This window comes from Williamsia sp. R60 (assembly GCF_054063855.1).
Genome location: NZ_JBSSGR010000002.1, coordinates 43,383 through 58,654, shown reverse-complemented (window position 1 = coordinate 58,654; position 15,272 = coordinate 43,383). Strand labels below are relative to the sequence as shown.

Genomic DNA, 15,272 nt, shown 5'->3' with positions numbered 1-15,272 from the left:
AATGGTTGATAACGGCCGTGACACACAGAACGTATACGAATTGTTCATGCAAAACTTCCTACCTACCCCGTCGCGAAGGCCGAGTATGTCCGGCCTGTGGCGCACGGGAGCCTTCGGCGCTCAGCATGTGATCGTCATGTACACGGGGTGCGTCACCGTTCCCCTCGTCTTCGGCGCCGCACTCGGATTGGACCAACGCACCATCGGACTGTTGGTCAACGCCGACCTGCTGATCGCCGGCATCGTCACCATCATCCAGGCCGCCGGCATCGGCAACATCCTGGGTGCGCGGATGCCGGTCGTGGCAGGTGCCTCGTTCACAGCCGTCACCCCGATGATCCTCATCGGGCAGGAATACGGCCTGAATGCGGTGTACGGGTCGATGATCGGTGCCGGGATCTTCGCTCTCCTCACGGCGGTGCCGTTCTCCAAGCTGTTGCGGTTCTTTCCTCCGGTCGTGCGCGGTGCAGCGGTGACGATGATCGGGTTGTCGCTCATCGGTAAAGCAGTGTCGATGATCTTCGACGACGGTCCGGCCGACGGTGAACGACTGTCGCTGGCTTTGGGCATCATCATCGTCGTGGTCGCCTTGATGCGCTACGGCCGCGGATTCATCAGGCAGGCAGCCGTTCTCACCGCTCTGGTCCTCGGAACCATCGCGGCTGCGGCGATGTCGATGACGGACTTCTCCGGTGTGGGTGACGCAGCGTGGTTCGGGATCCCGCAACCCTTCTTCTTCGGCGCACCGACATTCCCCATCGCCGGGATCGTCTCCATGAGCATCGTGATGATCGTGATCTTCATCGAGTCGACCGCCTACATGATGGCGATCTCCGAGACCACCGGCATCGACGCGGACCCTCCGCGTATCGCCCGCGGTCTGGCCGCCGACGGTGCGTCCGCAGTACTCGCGGGAGTATGGACCTCGTTCCCCGACACCATCTTTGCGCAGAACGTCAGCCTCGTCCGGATCACCAAGATCGCGAGCCGTTCGGTCGTGGTGTTCGCCGGTGCGCTCCTGATCATCTTCGCGTTGATCCCCAAGCTCGGCGAGACGATCGCGAGCCTGCCGGGGGCGGTCATCGGATCGGTCAGTCTGGTGATGTTCGCACTCGTCGCGGGCACCGGCATCAGCACCCTGTCGAAGGTGGACTACCGCAACAACGACAACCTGATGATCGTCTCGCTGGCGTTGGGCGCAGGGATGATCCCGGTGGTCTCCAAGGACATCTACACCGACTTCCCCGCCGAGGTGCAGATCATCTTCGGCAACGCCATCAGCAGCGCTGTGATCACCGCGTTTGTCCTCAACATCGTCTTCCATCACCTACCGCCACGACGACGCGGCGACAACACCCCGACCGCTGAACCGACGTCGAACAAAGAGGTCGTGGCATGACCGGAGTTCGCCTGCTCACCGCGCCCACCACGGGGCCCGACGACATCAGCGCCCTCGAGCTGTTGGCCGACAACGGATTCGGCACCGATGATGTGCTCGCCGTGGTCGGCAAGACCGAAGGCAACGGTTGCGTCAACGACTTCAGCCGCACGCTTGCCTCTGCGGTATGGGAACCCCACCTCAACGATGCTGCGGTGACCGTGTTCTCGGGAGGCACCGAAGGTGTCATCGCACCGCATGTGAACCTACTGGTGGCCGACGATCGGGTCGATCCCCGTCATCAGCGTGGTCTGGTCGCCGCCGCAGGAACCACCCCGGCAATCCCCCCGGCCGAGCTGGGGCGCGTTTCGCACATGGAGTCGGTCCGCGACACAGTGGCCAAGCTGGTCGCCGAACTCGGCATCGCAGGCGACGATGTGCACCTTGTCCTGGTCAAGTGTCCGCTGCTCACCTCCACCGACATCGCAGGACTGCGTGCCCTCGGCATCGAGCCGGTCAGCGACGACACCTATGAGTCGATGGCGCGTTCGCGCGCAGCGAGTTCGCTGGGAATCGCCCTGGCGCTCGACGAGATCGACACCGACACCGCTCTGGCTGCACTCGAGGGACGGCGCCACGCCTGGTCGAACCGGGCGTCGGCAAGTGCCGGAGCCGAACTGAAATCGTGCCACGTGCTGGTGGTCGGCGAGAGCGACAAGGCCGCGAACTCGTTGCGCGCCTTGCACACCGAGATGAAGGACGCCTACGACCTCGATTCGCTTCTCTCCGCTGCCGCTCTGGTGTCCGAGCGTGGCGGCCGTATTCGACAGCTGTTCGTCAAGGCCGAAGCCGATCCCTCCGGAACCATCCGCAACCTGCGGCACACGATGCTCACCGACTCTGACATCAACGCGACGCGCCACGCACGAGCTGCTGTCGGCGCCCTTGTCGCGGCCATCAAAGGCGACGGGGCGGTGTATGTCTCGGGCGGCGCCGAACATCAGGGACGACCCGGGGGCGGCAGCGTGACCGTCGTCTACGAAGTAGATCCACCCCAGATCACCCCATACAGCACCACTTCGGAAGGCACACCTCGATGACCGCGCACCCCGTTGACGCTCATCCCTACGCCTGGCCCTACGACGGTGTTCTCGATGTCGGGCGCACCGCGCTGGTACTCATCGACTGGCAGGTCGACTTCTGCGGGCCCGGCGGATACGTCGACTCGATGGGTTACGACCTCTCGCTGACCCGTGCCGGCCTCGCGCCGACCGCCCAGGTACTCGCTGCGTGTCGCAACGCAGGAATGCTGGTGATCCACACCCGCGAAGGGCACCGCCCCGACTTGACCGACCTCCCGCAGAACAAGCGGTGGCGTTCGGAGCGCGCGGGCGCCGAGATCGGTTCGGTCGGACCGTGCGGACGCATCCTTGTGCGCGGCGAACCCGGGTGGGAGATCGTGCCGGAGGTTGCACCACTGCCCGGAGAACCGATCATCGACAAACCCGGCAAGGGCGCCTTTTACGCCACCGACCTGGACCTGATCTTGCGCAGTGCGGGTATCACGAACCTCATCCTCACCGGGATCACCACTGATGTCTGCGTCCACACCACCATGCGTGAGGCCAATGATCGTGGCTTCGAGTGCCTGGTGCTGTCGGATTGCACCGGCGCCACCGACCACGGCCACCATGTGGCGGCGCTGAGCATGATCGCGATGCAGGGTGGGGTGTTCGGCGCGACTGCCACCTCGGAGCAGTTGTTGTCGGCGCTGGGCCCGAGTGCATCGCTCGCCGCCTCATGACAACGCAGTCGCGAGCCGTCTTGCTGTGTGGCGTGGCCGTGGACCCGCCCGTATGGGAGCAGACATCCACAGTGTTGTCCGAGAGAGGGTTTCACGTCGTGATCCCCCTGCGGCCCAGCTCCGGCGACCTGGCGGCCGAAGTCGAGTTCCTGGCACCGTTGTGTGACGGCGCGGTGGTCTTCGGCGTCAGCGGCGGGGCGACATTGGGCTTGGAGTTGGCTGCCCGCGGTGTCACGATGACTGCGGCGGTCCTGCACGAACCGGCGGCCGGGTCACTGATGCCAGGATTGCTGGACCCCGTCGTCGCCGCGTTCGACAAACACGGGGTCCCGGGTTTCGGCCACGAGCTCTACGGTCCCGGGTGGGACCCTTCGATGACCACATCGAACTCGGAGACGGTTGCCCGAGAACTTGCCATGTTCCGACGATTCGAACCTCGCCCCCTCACGATCAATTCGTCTTCGGTCACCCTCACCGTCGGAGCCAAGTCACCGCGTGTGCGCCACGAGTCCGTCAACGCACTGGCGGGTGCCCTCGACCTGAAAGTGCGAGTTCTGCCCGGCACTTCTCACGCCGCTCACCTGGACAACGCCTTTGCGCTCCTGATCGAGGAGTTGGAGCCCATGGTTCATGTACACCGCGCTGGGAGTCGATGATGACCGAACGAGTGGACGCGTTCTTCGAGGCAGTGGACACACTCGATCGGTCCGAGATCTGGATCGACCTCCTCGCCCGAGAGGACGTGAGCAAGGCCGCGGTGACAGCGACGGGCCCGCTCGCCGGAATGCTGTTGGCAGTCAAGAACAACGTCGATGTCGCCGGACTGCCGACCACCGCCGGATGCCCCTCGTACGCCGCTGCGCCGGCGAGCGTTGACGCCGACGCGGTCGCACGCCTACGGGCCGCAGGGGCCACCGTCGTTGGGTCGACGAACATGGACCAGTTCGCCACCGGATTGGTCGGGCAGAGAAGCCCTTACGGAGGAGTTCGGGACGCGCGACGACCAGACCACATCGCGGGTGGTTCGAGCTCAGGATCGGCGGTGGCCGTCGCGCTCGGACTCGCCGACATCGCGATCGGTACCGACACGGCCGGTTCAGGCCGGGTGCCGGCAGCGCTCGGAGGCATAGTCGGGATAAAGCCCACCCTGGGCCTGGTCTCCACGCGAGGGCTGGTGCCCGCATGCCGATCGTGGGATTCGGTGACCATCATGGCCCGAGACATCGAGACTGCCAACACGGCCATGAGTTTCATGTCCGGAGGCGAGGGCACACGCGCTCTCCCACACGACATACCACTGGCCGCACCTCCCGTCCCGCGCATTGCGATACCGCGCGAGTTGCCGGCGATGTCCCCGGGCTGCAGTGAGGCCTTTGACCGAGTCGTGGACCGACTGCGCGCGGACGGTGTTGTTGTACAAGCAATTCCATTCGAACCATTTCTCGAGGCAGCACGCCTGCTCTACGAGGGTGGACTTGTCGCCGAACGCCACGCGGCTGTCGGCGCCTTCGTCGACACGCATCGCCACGCAGTGGACCCCACCGTCGGCCGCGTGATCTCGGCTGCGGGAACAGTGACGGCGTCTCAGATGGCGCGCGACCTGGAGCGGCTCGAGCGTCTGCGCGCCGAAAGCGTTGCGTTGCTGTCGGATTTCGACGCGCTGCTGGTTCCGACCGTTCCAGGACATCCATCGATCGCAGCGGTCGAGGACGACCCGATCGGCGTGAACTCGTGGCTCGGCACCTACACCAACTTCGCGAACCTGTTCGACATGTGCGGTGTCGCCGTCCCCGCGGGAACCGCCGGGCCCGCCCAGTTCGGGGTCACTGTGCTGGCGGGCGCCTTCCACGATGCGGTCGCCCTCGACGTGGCCCGCCGAGTTGTCGAGACGCCAGAGCCGGTTGCAGCTGCGGGTGCAACACCGCCGTTGTCACAAGGGGCGCCGTGGATCGAATCCATCGGCGCATCGTGGTCGGACGTGTTCGTCGTCGGCGCACACCTACCAGGCCAGCCACTCGAGCACGAGATGACAAGCCGGGGAGCGCGATTCGTAGGCGCCGATCACACCGCCCCCACCTATGCTCTCTATGCCCTGCCGACCACGCCACCCAAACCGGGACTGGTGCGCACGATCGACGGCGGCAGTTCGATCACCGGAGGCGTCTGGCGGATGGCCCCGGCCGAACTGTCGTCGTTTCTCACCACATTGCCCGCGCCGATGATGCTGGGATCGGTGCAGCTCACCGGCGGACGGTCGATGATCGGATTCAGTTGCGAGCGTGCGGCTTTGTCCGACGCTACGGACATCACCCGGTTCGGTGGATGGCTCGCGTACCGGGCAGCGGAACCGGCAACCGCCAGTGCGCAACATCTCTGAGGAAGGCCTTGGCCGGATTGACGACGAACTGACGATCAGACCGCAAGCATGGCGGAAGCGACTCGGTCGGTGGCCGCATGTGGCAATGCGGTACCCATGTCGTCGAGCACCAGCAGTCGGGCGCCAGGGATTTCGGCAGCGAGGACCTCGCCGTTGCCGACGGGGAAGAACGGGTCCTGGAGACCGTGCACCACGACGGTGGGCAGGTCGAGTCCACCGAGCCGCTCCCGCCATCGTGGGGCACAGTCGATGTGGGAGAACACCATCCCGAGCTGGTTCGCCTGTTGCACCGGCGGTTCGGTCGACGGAGTCCGATCCCAGATCCGCATCGCCGTGGACCGCGCCTCGGCTGGGTCGTTGCGCAATGACTCGGCACCCTTGGCCGCGAACGTCCCGACGGCCTCCCTGTCACTCCAATCCGGCATCGGGCGAGAGAACAGTTCGGCCATGACCGCTGCGTCGTGTTCGGGCAGATCCTCGTCTGCCGGACCCGGCGCCACCGGTCGGGTGCCGACAAGGGTCAACGCTGAGAACACATCGGGGTGGTCGAGCGCGGCGACTTGAGCAACCATGCCCCCGACACCGATTCCGCCGAGATGTGCGCGTTTACCGAGCGCCCCTACCAACGCGGCCGCGTCTGCGGCCAGATCCCGAAGGTTGTAGGCAGGGTTGTCCGGGTCGAGGGTGGTCGACGTCCCTGAGTCACGCAGGTCGTAGCGCACCACGTGCCGACCACCTGTTGCGAGGCGTTCACACAGTGCGTCCGGCCACGACAACATCGTGGTGCCGCCGGCCAGGAGGATCAGCGGGTCTGCCTCGCGGCCGAATCTCTCGATGCCGAGTTGCACACCGTTGGCCTGCACCGAGGTCATGCCCGCGCGCGTTGCACCTGTCATATCTGCATTCCTGCCTGTCGATGTACCCAGCGGGGTAGACCGCGGGGCAGCACAGAAGTCATCGGCCGCGCGACGGCCGGCCATCGGGTCAGCCGCACCCCGATCGACCTGCAACCACCGCAGACAAGCGGCCGGCTTCGAAGGAAGCTATATGCTGGGCTTCGTGTTCTTCATCTTTGGTTTCGGCACCAAGCAGAAACACCTCGGCCCGGGGCAAACCCGCACATGTCCTCACTGCCACAACACCACGCAGTGGGCACGGATCAGGCAGTACCAACAATTCACGTTGTTCTTCATCCCGATCGCGCGCTGGAAGCGTCGCCAATTCGAGCAATGTGGCATCTGCGGCACCGTCGCCGCGGTGTGAGTGGTCAGATCCTTCCGCCCGAAGCAGTGATAGGCCAGCCGATCTCGGTTGTCCCGTCTCGTCCGGGAATGCCTTCCAGGTAGGTTTCTCGCACCGGACCGGGTGCGCCGATACCGTGTTCGTTGACGTAAGCACCGAGGTCTGCGTACGCCTCGCCGATGGTCGCATCGTTGCCCCGGTGCGTCGCCACCGCCAGCGTCGCGGCGGGCAGCGATTCCAGTACGACCCGGCCGCCTTCGGGCGGTGCACTCGAGGGCACAACCGGTTGAAAGAGGGCACATTCGCCGTGTTCGTCCAGGAACAACTCGGTCGACCACAGTCCACCGCGGGGCCCATCGGTGGGGATGCCCGATCGCGTGACAACGTCATCGAGGCCCGCGCTGGCACTTGTGAACCAAGCACCCAGATCAGCCAGATCGATGGTGTCGCGGATGACCAACGCAGTCATGTTCGCGATGTCACGTCGTTCGATCCGCACCGGCTGTGTGTGGTCCGTCAACAATCGACGTAGCGACTCCACCGCGGACTGTGTGTGCGCCAGCCGTTCTTCCATACGCTGCAGATGGTCGGCGATGATGGCGTTCTTTGTGTCTTCGTCGGATGCCTGCAGCGCTCGGTGGATGTCCTCGACAGGCATGTCGAGCGAGCGGAGATGGTGAATGACCCGTGCATCCTCGATCTGTTCCCGACCGTAGTAGCGGTACTGGTTGTTAGGGTCCACGGCAGCGGGTTCGAGCAGGCCCACACGGTGGTAGAACCTGAGCGCTTTGGCACTGAGACGTGTCGCGCGGCTGAAGTCACCGATGGTCATCAAACTGGGCACCACCTCAGTCTCCCCCTTCCCCTGAGGGGAACCTCAACCTTCGCGGCGACGTCGCCGGGGGACCTACCGGGGTCGCAGCGAAATCGTCTCCTGGCGTGCAGAAGTCGCGCATTCGTTCACGTACACCACAACACGGTTGCGAACCGAAGAGCATGCCGACGCAATCGTTGTGATCAACCGCATCGAAGGAAACTTCCCAGGCGGCCGAATCGACCTGGCGAACCGATTCACGGTGGACAAAACGAAACAGATCAGTTCCTTGACGATCGAGCCGGCGACGAGAGGCTAGCCCGTCACCCTCGTCCACCAGCTGCTCTTGGCCGGCACCTCATCGGTGGCATCGAGCAGTTGGGTCGGCGTGGCGGGGTTCGGCGGACGTGGTGGTCCGAAGTCCCGTTCATCGACCGTAAACAGATGACTTTGCAAGCTGCGACACGGAACGAATCCGGCCACCTCGGCGCCCGAAAAGACCTGCACTAGTCGCAGCCCCCTGAAAAGGATTCTCAGTACATCTTGTGACTGCTGCCACATCGTGCTACTCATGTTACATAGAAACAGTCTGCGTATCACTGATACCAGTCGGGGTGAATGTGTGCACAACTGACAGAATTCCGCACTGGCGCGAAAACTAATCAGTACACAGGGGGATCAATGAACGCTCTTCAACCGTGGCATATCGTCCTCGTCGTTCTTGTTTTCTTGATTCTTTTCGGATCGAGAAAACTACCCGACGCCGCACGCGGACTCGGTCGCTCGATGCGAATCTTCAAGAGCGAGATCAGCGAGATGAACAACGACGACAAAACCGCCGGAGATCCTGCATCACAACCCAATTCGCATCCCGCTCTGAACAGCGGTGACGCCGTGAGGACAGGTACCGACCCGGAACACACCAGACGAACGCAACGGCCCGCATAGATCACGAGTTCCCGGCCCAGAAACCTTATCAACTACGAAAGGAGAAACGTGCTGTCAACATTCTTTTACCTCATCGAAGTAATCGGAAACACTTTCGGCGTTATCGCGCAGGCTGTAGCAACCGGAAGCGCCGGATGAGCACGCCCGTATCGCAGGCCGCCACAGATATACGGCGGCCTGCGGTGCGGCCGCAGCCAGAACCACGAGGGCAGGAAATGTCTTCCGCTTTTGAACCCTTCTCGGTGAACACCCCGCCGCCACCGCCAGGCCGGTCGAAGGCCGGAGAGCCAGGGATGTACAGCCACGGCAACCCGGCCGCCGGCGGCCCGTTGAGATCGCTGATGGCCACGCGCCGCAATGTGGCGCACTGGTTGTTTCCCGGACGACTATCCGAGTGACCCTCCGTCCGTGAACCGCCCAGTTAGCGGTGATGGTGGAACTTCCTGACTGAATGGCCCGCGCAGAGCGACGACGCGGGCGACCATGCCCGATCTCACAGCGCCATTTACCAACCAAGCACTTGCTAGGTATGGTGTCGAGGTGACTATCCCGAGCCCTCTCACCGCTTCCGAGCTTGGCGTCGACACCACCCCCGTGGCGTACGAGACCGTGGGCGCCGTCGCGTATGTGACGTTGAACCGTCCCGACTATCGCAACGCGCAGAACTCGGTCATGACGTACTCCCTCGACGCGGCGTTCGTGCGCGCCGTCAACGATGCCGACGTCAAGGTCATCGTCCTGCGTGCAGCGGGCAAACACTTCTCCGCCGGTCACGACATCGGCACGCCTGAACGCGACTTCCACGTCAAGTACCCGAACACCGCCACCCTCTATTGGGACCACACCGACCGCACAGGCGGTGACCAGCGACTCGCCCGCGAGGTCGAGGTGTACATGGGGATGTGCCGCCGCTGGCGGGAGATCCCCAAACCCGTGATCGCACAGGTGCACGGTGCCTGCATCGCCGGCGGCATGATGCTGGCCTGGATCTGCGACTTCATCGTCGCCTCGGACGACGCGTTCTTCTCCGACCCGGTCGCCCGGATGGGCATCCCCGGGGTCGAGTACTTCGCCCACGCATTTGTGCTCGGTCCACGCCGCGCCAAGGAGATCCTCTTCACCGGCCAGCGATTCGGAGCCAAGGAAGCTCTCGACTGGGGCATGGTCAACCACGTTGTCCCCCGCGACGAACTGGCCGCGAAGGTCGACGAGATCGCCGGGAACATCGCCGAGATGCCCCAGCTGGGACTCGCGTTGTGCAAGAAGGCCGTCAACATCTGTGAAGACCAGATGGGCATGCGAAACGCGATGGACTCGGTCTTCGGCTGGCACCACTTCGCACACAGCGCCAATGCCGAAGCACCCGAGGGTGACCCCTTGGGTGGCATGGACGCCAAGTCGATGAAGTCCAGCGCTACCAGGCAGGAGTCCTGATGGATCTGCTCTTCGACGACGCGGCGAACACCTTTCGCGACGAGGTCCGGGGATGGCTGTCCGAGAACGTTCCCCAAAAACCGCTGCGGTCCATGGACAGCGCCGAAGGCTTCGAACAGCACCGACAGTGGGAGGCCACCATGGCCGACGCCCGCATGTCGGTGGTCAGCTGGCCCGAAGAGTTCGGTGGTCGCGACGCACCGCTGCTGCACTGGCTGATCTTCGAAGAAGAGTATTACCGCAGCGGGGCTCCGGGCCGGGTCAGCCAGAACGGCATCTTCCTGTTGGCACCAACGCTTTTCGAACATGCTCACCCTGATCAGCTGACACGGATCATGCCGCGGATGGCACGGGCCGACGACATCTGGGGTCAGGCGTGGAGCGAACCCGAGGCCGGCAGCGACCTCGCATCGCTGCGATCCACCGCAACTCGTACCGAAGGCGGCTGGCTGCTCAACGGCCAGAAGACCTGGAGCTCACGATCGAGCTTCGCGGACTGGGGTTTCGGCCTGTTCCGTTCCGACCCCGACTCGGTTCGGCACCGCGGGATCACCTACTTCATGTTCGATCTGCGCGCAGAGGGTGTCACCGTCCGGCCCATCAATCAGCTCGACGGCGAGCCAGGATTCGCAGAGCTGTTCCTGGAGAACGTCTTTGTTCCCGACGATCCAGATCAGCCCGGCGAGTCCGGAGTGATCGGCGAGGTGAACAACGGCTGGAAGGTGGCCATGAGCACCGCGGCCAACGAACGTGGACTCTCCCTCCGCTCCCCCGGTCGTTTCCTTGCCACCACCGACCGGCTGCTGAACCTGTGGCGCGACACCGTACCCGAGCTGCGCGCCGGGCTCGGCGACCGCGTGGCCGATGCGTGGATCGGTGCCCGGGCGTATGAGCTGTCCACGTTTGCCACCGTCAGCAGACTGGCCGAGGGCGGACAGCTGGGTATGGAGTCGTCGATCAACAAAGTGTTCTGGTCACAGTGGGACATCGCAACCCACGAGACAGCGTTGGATCTGTTGGGACCGGGATCCGAAGTTGCGCTTCGGCACCCGTCCGGCGACTGGACCGATGGGTACCTGTTCTCACTGTCGGGGCCGATTTATGCCGGTACCAACGAGATCCAGCGAAACGTGATCGCCGAACGACTGCTCGGACTTCCGCGAGGGGACCGCTAGATGAGATTTCTGCTGGAAGACGAGCACCGCGATCTCGCGTCGTCGATCGACGCCATGCTCGCCAAGAGTGATCTCCCCGCGGTGATTCGCGCGTGGAACACCGGGGACCTCGAACCAGGGCGCAAGGTGTGGTCGAGGCTGGCCGAGACCGGCGTCAACGCACTGCTGATCTCCGACGACAACGGCGGCATGGGCGCCGGCGCCGTCGAGATGGTCGTCGCTGTCGAGACGCTCGGCCGTTACGGAGTGCCCGGGCCCGTTGCCGAAACTGTTGCTGCAGTGCCGGTTCTGCTTGCCGATGCCGCCGTGACCGAACCGTTGGCCGCATTGGCAGAAGGTGCACTGGCCACGTTGGCACTGCCTCCCGAGGTTCCTTTCGCCGTCGATGTGGAAGTCGCCGAACAGACCTATCTCGTCGACGGCTCGACCTTGAGCACCGGGGTGGGTACAGACCCGCGCCCGTCGGTGGATCTGTCCCGCACGCTCTCGGTCGTGCAGGCCGGCGAACGGCTGGCCGATGTCGATGCCTCCCGCGCATTCGACTTCGGTGCCCTGGCGACGGCGGCGCAGCTCATCGGCCTCGCGCAGACCACGCTCACCCTCACCAGCGAGTACGCGAAAACGCGGAAGCAGTTCGGCAGGGAAATCGGTTCATTCCAGGCTGTGAAACACCATCTCGCCGATGTGGCGATCGCCGTCGAGATGGCACGGCCACTCGTGCACGGAGCAGCACTCACCCTGGACGGACAAGTACCCGAACCACAATTCGCCTCGCGCGATGTGTCAGCGGCGAAAGTCGCCGCGGGAGAGGCCGCCTACCTCGCCTCCCGGGTCGGCCTGCAGGTGCTCGGCGCCATCGGGTACACCCAAGAGCACGATCTGTCGCTCTACCTGACAAAGACTCGTGCCCTGCTGTCGGCGTGGGGTACGCCGGCCGTCCACCGGTCCCGGGTTCTGGAGTCGATCAGCGCATGAGCATCTACTCCCCCGGAATCGACACCGAAGAGCAATCCGCGCTTCGTGATTCGGTTGCTGCGCTGCTACGCCGCAGTGGTGACTCCGCAAGCGTGCGAGCGGCGATGTCGTCGGAGAACAGGCACGACCAGGCTCTGTGGTCCACCCTGTGCGAACAGATCGGCGTCGCCGCACTGGCGATCCCGGAGCAGTTCGACGGTGTGGGCGCCACGCTCACCGAAACCCATGTGGTCCTCGAAGAACTGGGCAAACATCTCTCCCCTGTTCCGATGCTCGGTTCTGCGGTTCTCGCCACGCAGGCCCTGCTCCTCAGCAGAGACGACGAGGCCTGCGCACGTACCCTTCCTGACCTGGCATCGGGCGAGAAGGTGGCCGCACTGTGCTGGGCAGGCGAATCCGGCTGGAACGAACCCGGAGTGGAGGCGAGCAGCGGGATTCTCTCCGGTACGAGCCACTACGTGCTCGACGGCGAGTATGCCGACGTGTTGCTGGTCCTGGCCCGCTCGGGTGAGCACGTCACGCTGCATCAGGTGGATGCGAACGCCGACGGCATCACTCGAGTAGCCCGTCCCACCATGGACCCCACGAGGCCGCTGACAACCGTCACCTTCGAGGATGTCGATGCCATCGCCATCCCCACGGCAGAGAATCTGGTGGACAACCTCCGCGCGACCGCATTCGTCGCGATCAGCGCCGAACAGGTGGGGGCCGCTCGCGCAGCGCTCGACCTGACCGTCGAATACACGAAGTCGCGCAAACAGTTCGGGCGGGTCATCGGCTCATTCCAGGCACTCAAGCACCGGATGGCCGACATGTACGCACTCACCGAGACTGCGCATTCGATCTCCTACGCAGCCGTCGACGCACTCGTCAACGGAACCGACGAAGCGCTTGCCCTCGCCGACGCTGCCCGGGTGTACTGCTCGGACGCGTTCAACCACATTGCCGCCGAGACCATTCAGCTCCATGGCGGAATCGGCATCACATGGGAGCACGACGCGCATCTGTACTTCAAGCGCGCACATGGGAGCGCGCAGCTGATCGGTCAGCCGCACCATTCGCTGGGACGACTGGCACAAGCGGCCGGCCTTTGAGTTCTACACCTCAGGCGCGGTGCAGTGTGACGCGATAGGTGTAATGCTCTGGGAGATAGTGGCTTACGGAGAGCTCACGGATGGCATCGGCGTCGTCGCGGTAGAGACGGTCGATGCGGAGAACGGGATGGCCGGGGCGACATCCGAGGTGCGCAACATCGGACGAATCGGCGGTGTCCACTGTGATCGACTGCGCGGCCTCGGAGATCGGCGACGGTAGATGCGGCCCGAGCAGACCGATCACCGTGTACGTGCTGACCGCGCCTGTGGCCATCTCGGGTGCGTCGAGGATGAACCTGGCGGTGTCCTCAGGCAGGTGCACCGTCGTCAGGACAAAAGGCACGCCTTCGTGGAACCGTCGGAACACCACCGAATAGACCACGTCGCTGTCCAGCCGTAGCCGGCTGGCCGCCTCGACGTCGACTCGGCGCTGCAAAGCACTCATGACTTCCATGGTGGTGTCGGTCGAGAGGTTCAGCAGGTCCTCGATCGAACCCTGCTGGCGCAGATACCGTCCACCGGCGTCGTTGACGAAGGTACCTCTTCCCGGTACGCGGTAGACGATGCCTGCGGCCACCAGGTCGACGAACGCTCGCCGTACCGTCTGCCTGCTGACCTCATAGCGTTCAGACAGTTCCGATTCGGTGGGCAGACGAACGCCGTTGTCGTAATTGCCTGCGGCGATGTCCTGGCGCAACTGTCTTGCCAACGCCTGATACGCGGGTTCGGCGTCGCGCCTTTTTCCGGTCATGAAGCCCCGCGATGGTACGGGCGCACCCTCACAACCCGCCCCGCGATACCAACTGAGCGGCAATGACGTTGCGTTGGATCTCGTTGGTGCCCTCTCCGACGATCATCAGCGGTGCGTCACGGAAATAACGCTCGACGTCATACTCGGTGGAGTAGCCGTAACCGCCATGGATCCGCACCGAGTTCAATGCGATCTCCATGGCCGTCTCGGACGCGAACAGCTTTGCCATACCGGCTTCCATATCGCATCGCTCACCGGAGTCGAACTTCTCAGCGGCGTACCGGGTGAGCTGACGGGCGGCGGTCAGTTTGGTTGCCATGTCTGCCAGGTAGTTACCGATCGACTGGTGTTTCCAGATGGGTTGGCCGAAACTCTCCCGCTGTTGCGCGTATGCCAGCGCATCTTCGAGCGCCGCGGCGCCGACACCCAGTGCGCGCGAGGCAACCTGGATTCGTCCGGTTTCCAGGCCTTTCATCATCTGGGCGAAACCCTCACCGGGTGTGCCGCCGAGGATGGCCGACGCCGAGGTCCGATAGTTGTCGAAGGACAACTCGCACGACTCCACACCTTTGTAACCGAGTTTGGGTAGGTCTCGCGAGACAACAAGCCCCGGTCCGTGTTCCACCAGAACAATCGACATCCCCCGGTGACGTGGGGTCGCGGCCGGATCGGTTTTGCACAGCAAGGCGATGAGTCCGGAACGTCGCGCATTGCTGATCCATGTCTTCGACCCGTTGATCACGAGGTCGTCGCCATCGACCTTTGCGACCGTCGCCATTGCTTGGAGATCCGATCCCCCACCCGGTTCGGTCAGGGCCATCGTTGCGCGGAGCTCGCCGGTTGCCATCACCGGGAGGTACCGCCGCTTCTGCTCTTCTGTTCCGAACGTGGACAGCAACTTGGCCACCACGGTGTGCCCACCCATTGCCCCCGCCAGGCTCATCCAACCGCGCGCCAACTCCTCGGTCACCTGGGCGTAGCACGGCATGGACACCGGCGAGCCGCCATGCTCCTCGGCGACGGCTAGCCCATAGATGCCGATCTGCTTCATCTGCTCGATCCACGCCTCGGGGTACTCGTTGGCGTGCTCGACCTCGCGAACCGATGGCTTGACCTCACGATCGACGAAGTCGCGAACCGTCTTCACCAGGAAAGCCTCTTCGTCGTTCAGGTCGTGTTTCATCTGCCCTCCGTCGGCCGAGACTTTGTACGGCCATATTTCGCTGCCACCTTCGCCTTGTCAATCGAATGCTTGACACCGGGCGAGCTTTGCTGCCAGC

Annotated in this window: 15 protein-coding genes; 11 read left to right on the top strand and 4 right to left on the bottom strand. The window is 64.1% G+C overall.

Annotated elements, in window-relative coordinates; genetic code table 11:
• Positions 1 to 85 precede the first annotated feature (85 nt).
• The 5 genes from ACVWY6_RS07015 to atzF are packed head-to-tail and all read left to right on the top strand — an operon-like array spanning position 86 to position 5,559.
• Positions 86 to 1,399 carry a nucleobase:cation symporter-2 family protein gene (locus tag ACVWY6_RS07015; RefSeq protein ID WP_457537031.1) on the top strand — a complete coding sequence of 438 codons (1,314 nt, stop codon included), beginning with the start codon at positions 86 to 88 and terminating at the stop codon, positions 1,397 to 1,399.
• Positions 1,396 to 2,478: a ring-opening amidohydrolase gene (locus ACVWY6_RS07010; protein WP_457537029.1), complete on the top strand. Its 1,083-nt coding sequence runs from the start codon at positions 1,396 to 1,398 to the stop codon at positions 2,476 to 2,478. The genes ACVWY6_RS07015 and ACVWY6_RS07010 overlap by 4 nt, the downstream gene beginning before the upstream one ends.
• Positions 2,475 to 3,182 carry a biuret amidohydrolase gene (gene biuH / locus ACVWY6_RS07005; protein ID WP_457537027.1) on the top strand — a complete coding sequence of 236 codons (708 nt, stop codon included), beginning with the start codon at positions 2,475 to 2,477 and terminating at the stop codon, positions 3,180 to 3,182. The genes ACVWY6_RS07010 and biuH overlap by 4 nt, the downstream gene beginning before the upstream one ends.
• Positions 3,179 to 3,838: an alpha/beta fold hydrolase gene (locus ACVWY6_RS07000; RefSeq protein ID WP_457537025.1), complete on the top strand. Its 660-nt coding sequence runs from the start codon at positions 3,179 to 3,181 to the stop codon at positions 3,836 to 3,838. The genes biuH and ACVWY6_RS07000 overlap by 4 nt, the downstream gene beginning before the upstream one ends.
• On the top strand, positions 3,838 to 5,559 hold the full coding sequence (atzF, locus tag ACVWY6_RS06995; RefSeq protein WP_457537024.1) for an allophanate hydrolase: 1,722 nt from the start codon (positions 3,838 to 3,840) through the stop codon (positions 5,557 to 5,559). The genes ACVWY6_RS07000 and atzF overlap by 1 nt, the downstream gene beginning before the upstream one ends.
• A 35-nt stretch (positions 5,560 to 5,594) precedes the next feature.
• On the opposite strand, the gene ACVWY6_RS06990 is transcribed toward atzF, so the two are convergent.
• Positions 5,595 to 6,455: an alpha/beta fold hydrolase gene (locus ACVWY6_RS06990; RefSeq protein ID WP_457537022.1), complete on the bottom strand. Its 861-nt coding sequence runs from the start codon at positions 6,453 to 6,455 to the stop codon at positions 5,595 to 5,597.
• Between the two features lie 151 nt (positions 6,456 to 6,606).
• Here ACVWY6_RS06990 and ACVWY6_RS06985 point away from each other — a divergent pair, with 151 nt between their 5' ends.
• Entirely contained in the window at positions 6,607 to 6,822 is a 216-nt protein-coding gene (locus ACVWY6_RS06985; protein ID WP_023956709.1) for a zinc-ribbon domain-containing protein, read from the top strand.
• Positions 6,823 to 6,826: 4 nt separating this feature from the next.
• Here ACVWY6_RS06985 and ACVWY6_RS06980 read toward each other — a convergent pair whose 3' ends face one another.
• The gene (locus ACVWY6_RS06980) at positions 6,827 to 7,645 is read right to left on the bottom strand and encodes a MerR family transcriptional regulator (protein WP_457537020.1); all 819 of its coding nucleotides are present in this window, start codon (positions 7,643 to 7,645) and stop codon (positions 6,827 to 6,829) included.
• 651 nt (positions 7,646 to 8,296) lie between these two features.
• Here ACVWY6_RS06980 and tatA point away from each other — a divergent pair.
• The 5 genes from tatA (at position 8,297) to ACVWY6_RS06955 (ending at position 13,241) form a co-directional block, all read left to right on the top strand.
• The gene (gene tatA / locus ACVWY6_RS06975) at positions 8,297 to 8,563 is read left to right on the top strand and encodes a Sec-independent protein translocase subunit TatA (RefSeq protein WP_457537018.1); all 267 of its coding nucleotides are present in this window, start codon (positions 8,297 to 8,299) and stop codon (positions 8,561 to 8,563) included.
• A gap of 483 nt (positions 8,564 to 9,046) precedes the next feature.
• Positions 9,047 to 9,997, top strand: a complete 951-nt coding sequence (locus ACVWY6_RS06970) for an enoyl-CoA hydratase (RefSeq protein ID WP_457537016.1) — start codon at positions 9,047 to 9,049, stop codon at positions 9,995 to 9,997.
• Positions 9,997 to 11,172, top strand: coding sequence for an acyl-CoA dehydrogenase family protein (locus ACVWY6_RS06965; protein WP_457537014.1), 1,176 nt, complete (start codon positions 9,997 to 9,999; stop codon positions 11,170 to 11,172). Before ACVWY6_RS06970 ends, ACVWY6_RS06965 begins: the two co-directional genes overlap by 1 nt.
• Positions 11,173 to 12,147 carry an acyl-CoA dehydrogenase family protein gene (locus ACVWY6_RS06960; RefSeq protein WP_457537012.1) on the top strand — a complete coding sequence of 325 codons (975 nt, stop codon included), beginning with the start codon at positions 11,173 to 11,175 and terminating at the stop codon, positions 12,145 to 12,147. It abuts the gene before it with no gap.
• Positions 12,144 to 13,241: an acyl-CoA dehydrogenase family protein gene (locus tag ACVWY6_RS06955; protein ID WP_457537011.1), complete on the top strand. Its 1,098-nt coding sequence runs from the start codon at positions 12,144 to 12,146 to the stop codon at positions 13,239 to 13,241. The genes ACVWY6_RS06960 and ACVWY6_RS06955 overlap by 4 nt, the downstream gene beginning before the upstream one ends.
• A 10-nt stretch (positions 13,242 to 13,251) precedes the next feature.
• Here ACVWY6_RS06955 and ACVWY6_RS06950 read toward each other — a convergent pair whose 3' ends face one another.
• On the bottom strand, positions 13,252 to 13,992 hold the full coding sequence (locus ACVWY6_RS06950; RefSeq protein ID WP_457537009.1) for a GntR family transcriptional regulator: 741 nt from the start codon (positions 13,990 to 13,992) through the stop codon (positions 13,252 to 13,254).
• Positions 13,993 to 14,020: 28 nt separating this feature from the next.
• Positions 14,021 to 15,175, bottom strand: coding sequence for an acyl-CoA dehydrogenase family protein (locus tag ACVWY6_RS06945; RefSeq protein ID WP_457537007.1), 1,155 nt, complete (start codon positions 15,173 to 15,175; stop codon positions 14,021 to 14,023).
• Between the last annotated feature and the right edge of the window lie 97 nt (positions 15,176 to 15,272).

What these genes read in the sequence shown, in the direction of transcription:
- ACVWY6_RS07015 (WP_457537031.1), top strand. Translation starts at nt 86, where the DNA reads ATGTCCGGCCTGTGGCGCACGGGAGCCTTCGGCGCTCAGCATGTGATC.
- ACVWY6_RS07010 (WP_457537029.1), top strand. Translation starts at nt 1,396, where the DNA reads ATGACCGGAGTTCGCCTGCTCACCGCGCCCACCACGGGGCCCGACGAC.
- biuH (WP_457537027.1), top strand. Translation starts at nt 2,475, where the DNA reads ATGACCGCGCACCCCGTTGACGCTCATCCCTACGCCTGGCCCTACGAC.
- ACVWY6_RS07000 (WP_457537025.1), top strand. Translation starts at nt 3,179, where the DNA reads ATGACAACGCAGTCGCGAGCCGTCTTGCTGTGTGGCGTGGCCGTGGAC.
- atzF (WP_457537024.1), top strand. Translation starts at nt 3,838, where the DNA reads ATGACCGAACGAGTGGACGCGTTCTTCGAGGCAGTGGACACACTCGAT.
- ACVWY6_RS06990 (WP_457537022.1), bottom strand. Translation starts at nt 6,455, where the DNA reads ATGACAGGTGCAACGCGCGCGGGCATGACCTCGGTGCAGGCCAACGGT.
- ACVWY6_RS06985 (WP_023956709.1), top strand. Translation starts at nt 6,607, where the DNA reads ATGCTGGGCTTCGTGTTCTTCATCTTTGGTTTCGGCACCAAGCAGAAA.
- tatA (WP_457537018.1), top strand. Translation starts at nt 8,297, where the DNA reads ATGAACGCTCTTCAACCGTGGCATATCGTCCTCGTCGTTCTTGTTTTC.
- ACVWY6_RS06970 (WP_457537016.1), top strand. Translation starts at nt 9,047, where the DNA reads ATGCCCGATCTCACAGCGCCATTTACCAACCAAGCACTTGCTAGGTAT.
- ACVWY6_RS06965 (WP_457537014.1), top strand. Translation starts at nt 9,997, where the DNA reads ATGGATCTGCTCTTCGACGACGCGGCGAACACCTTTCGCGACGAGGTC.
- ACVWY6_RS06960 (WP_457537012.1), top strand. Translation starts at nt 11,173, where the DNA reads ATGAGATTTCTGCTGGAAGACGAGCACCGCGATCTCGCGTCGTCGATC.
- ACVWY6_RS06955 (WP_457537011.1), top strand. Translation starts at nt 12,144, where the DNA reads ATGAGCATCTACTCCCCCGGAATCGACACCGAAGAGCAATCCGCGCTT.
- ACVWY6_RS06950 (WP_457537009.1), bottom strand. Translation starts at nt 13,992, where the DNA reads ATGACCGGAAAAAGGCGCGACGCCGAACCCGCGTATCAGGCGTTGGCA.
- ACVWY6_RS06945 (WP_457537007.1), bottom strand. Translation starts at nt 15,175, where the DNA reads ATGAAACACGACCTGAACGACGAAGAGGCTTTCCTGGTGAAGACGGTT.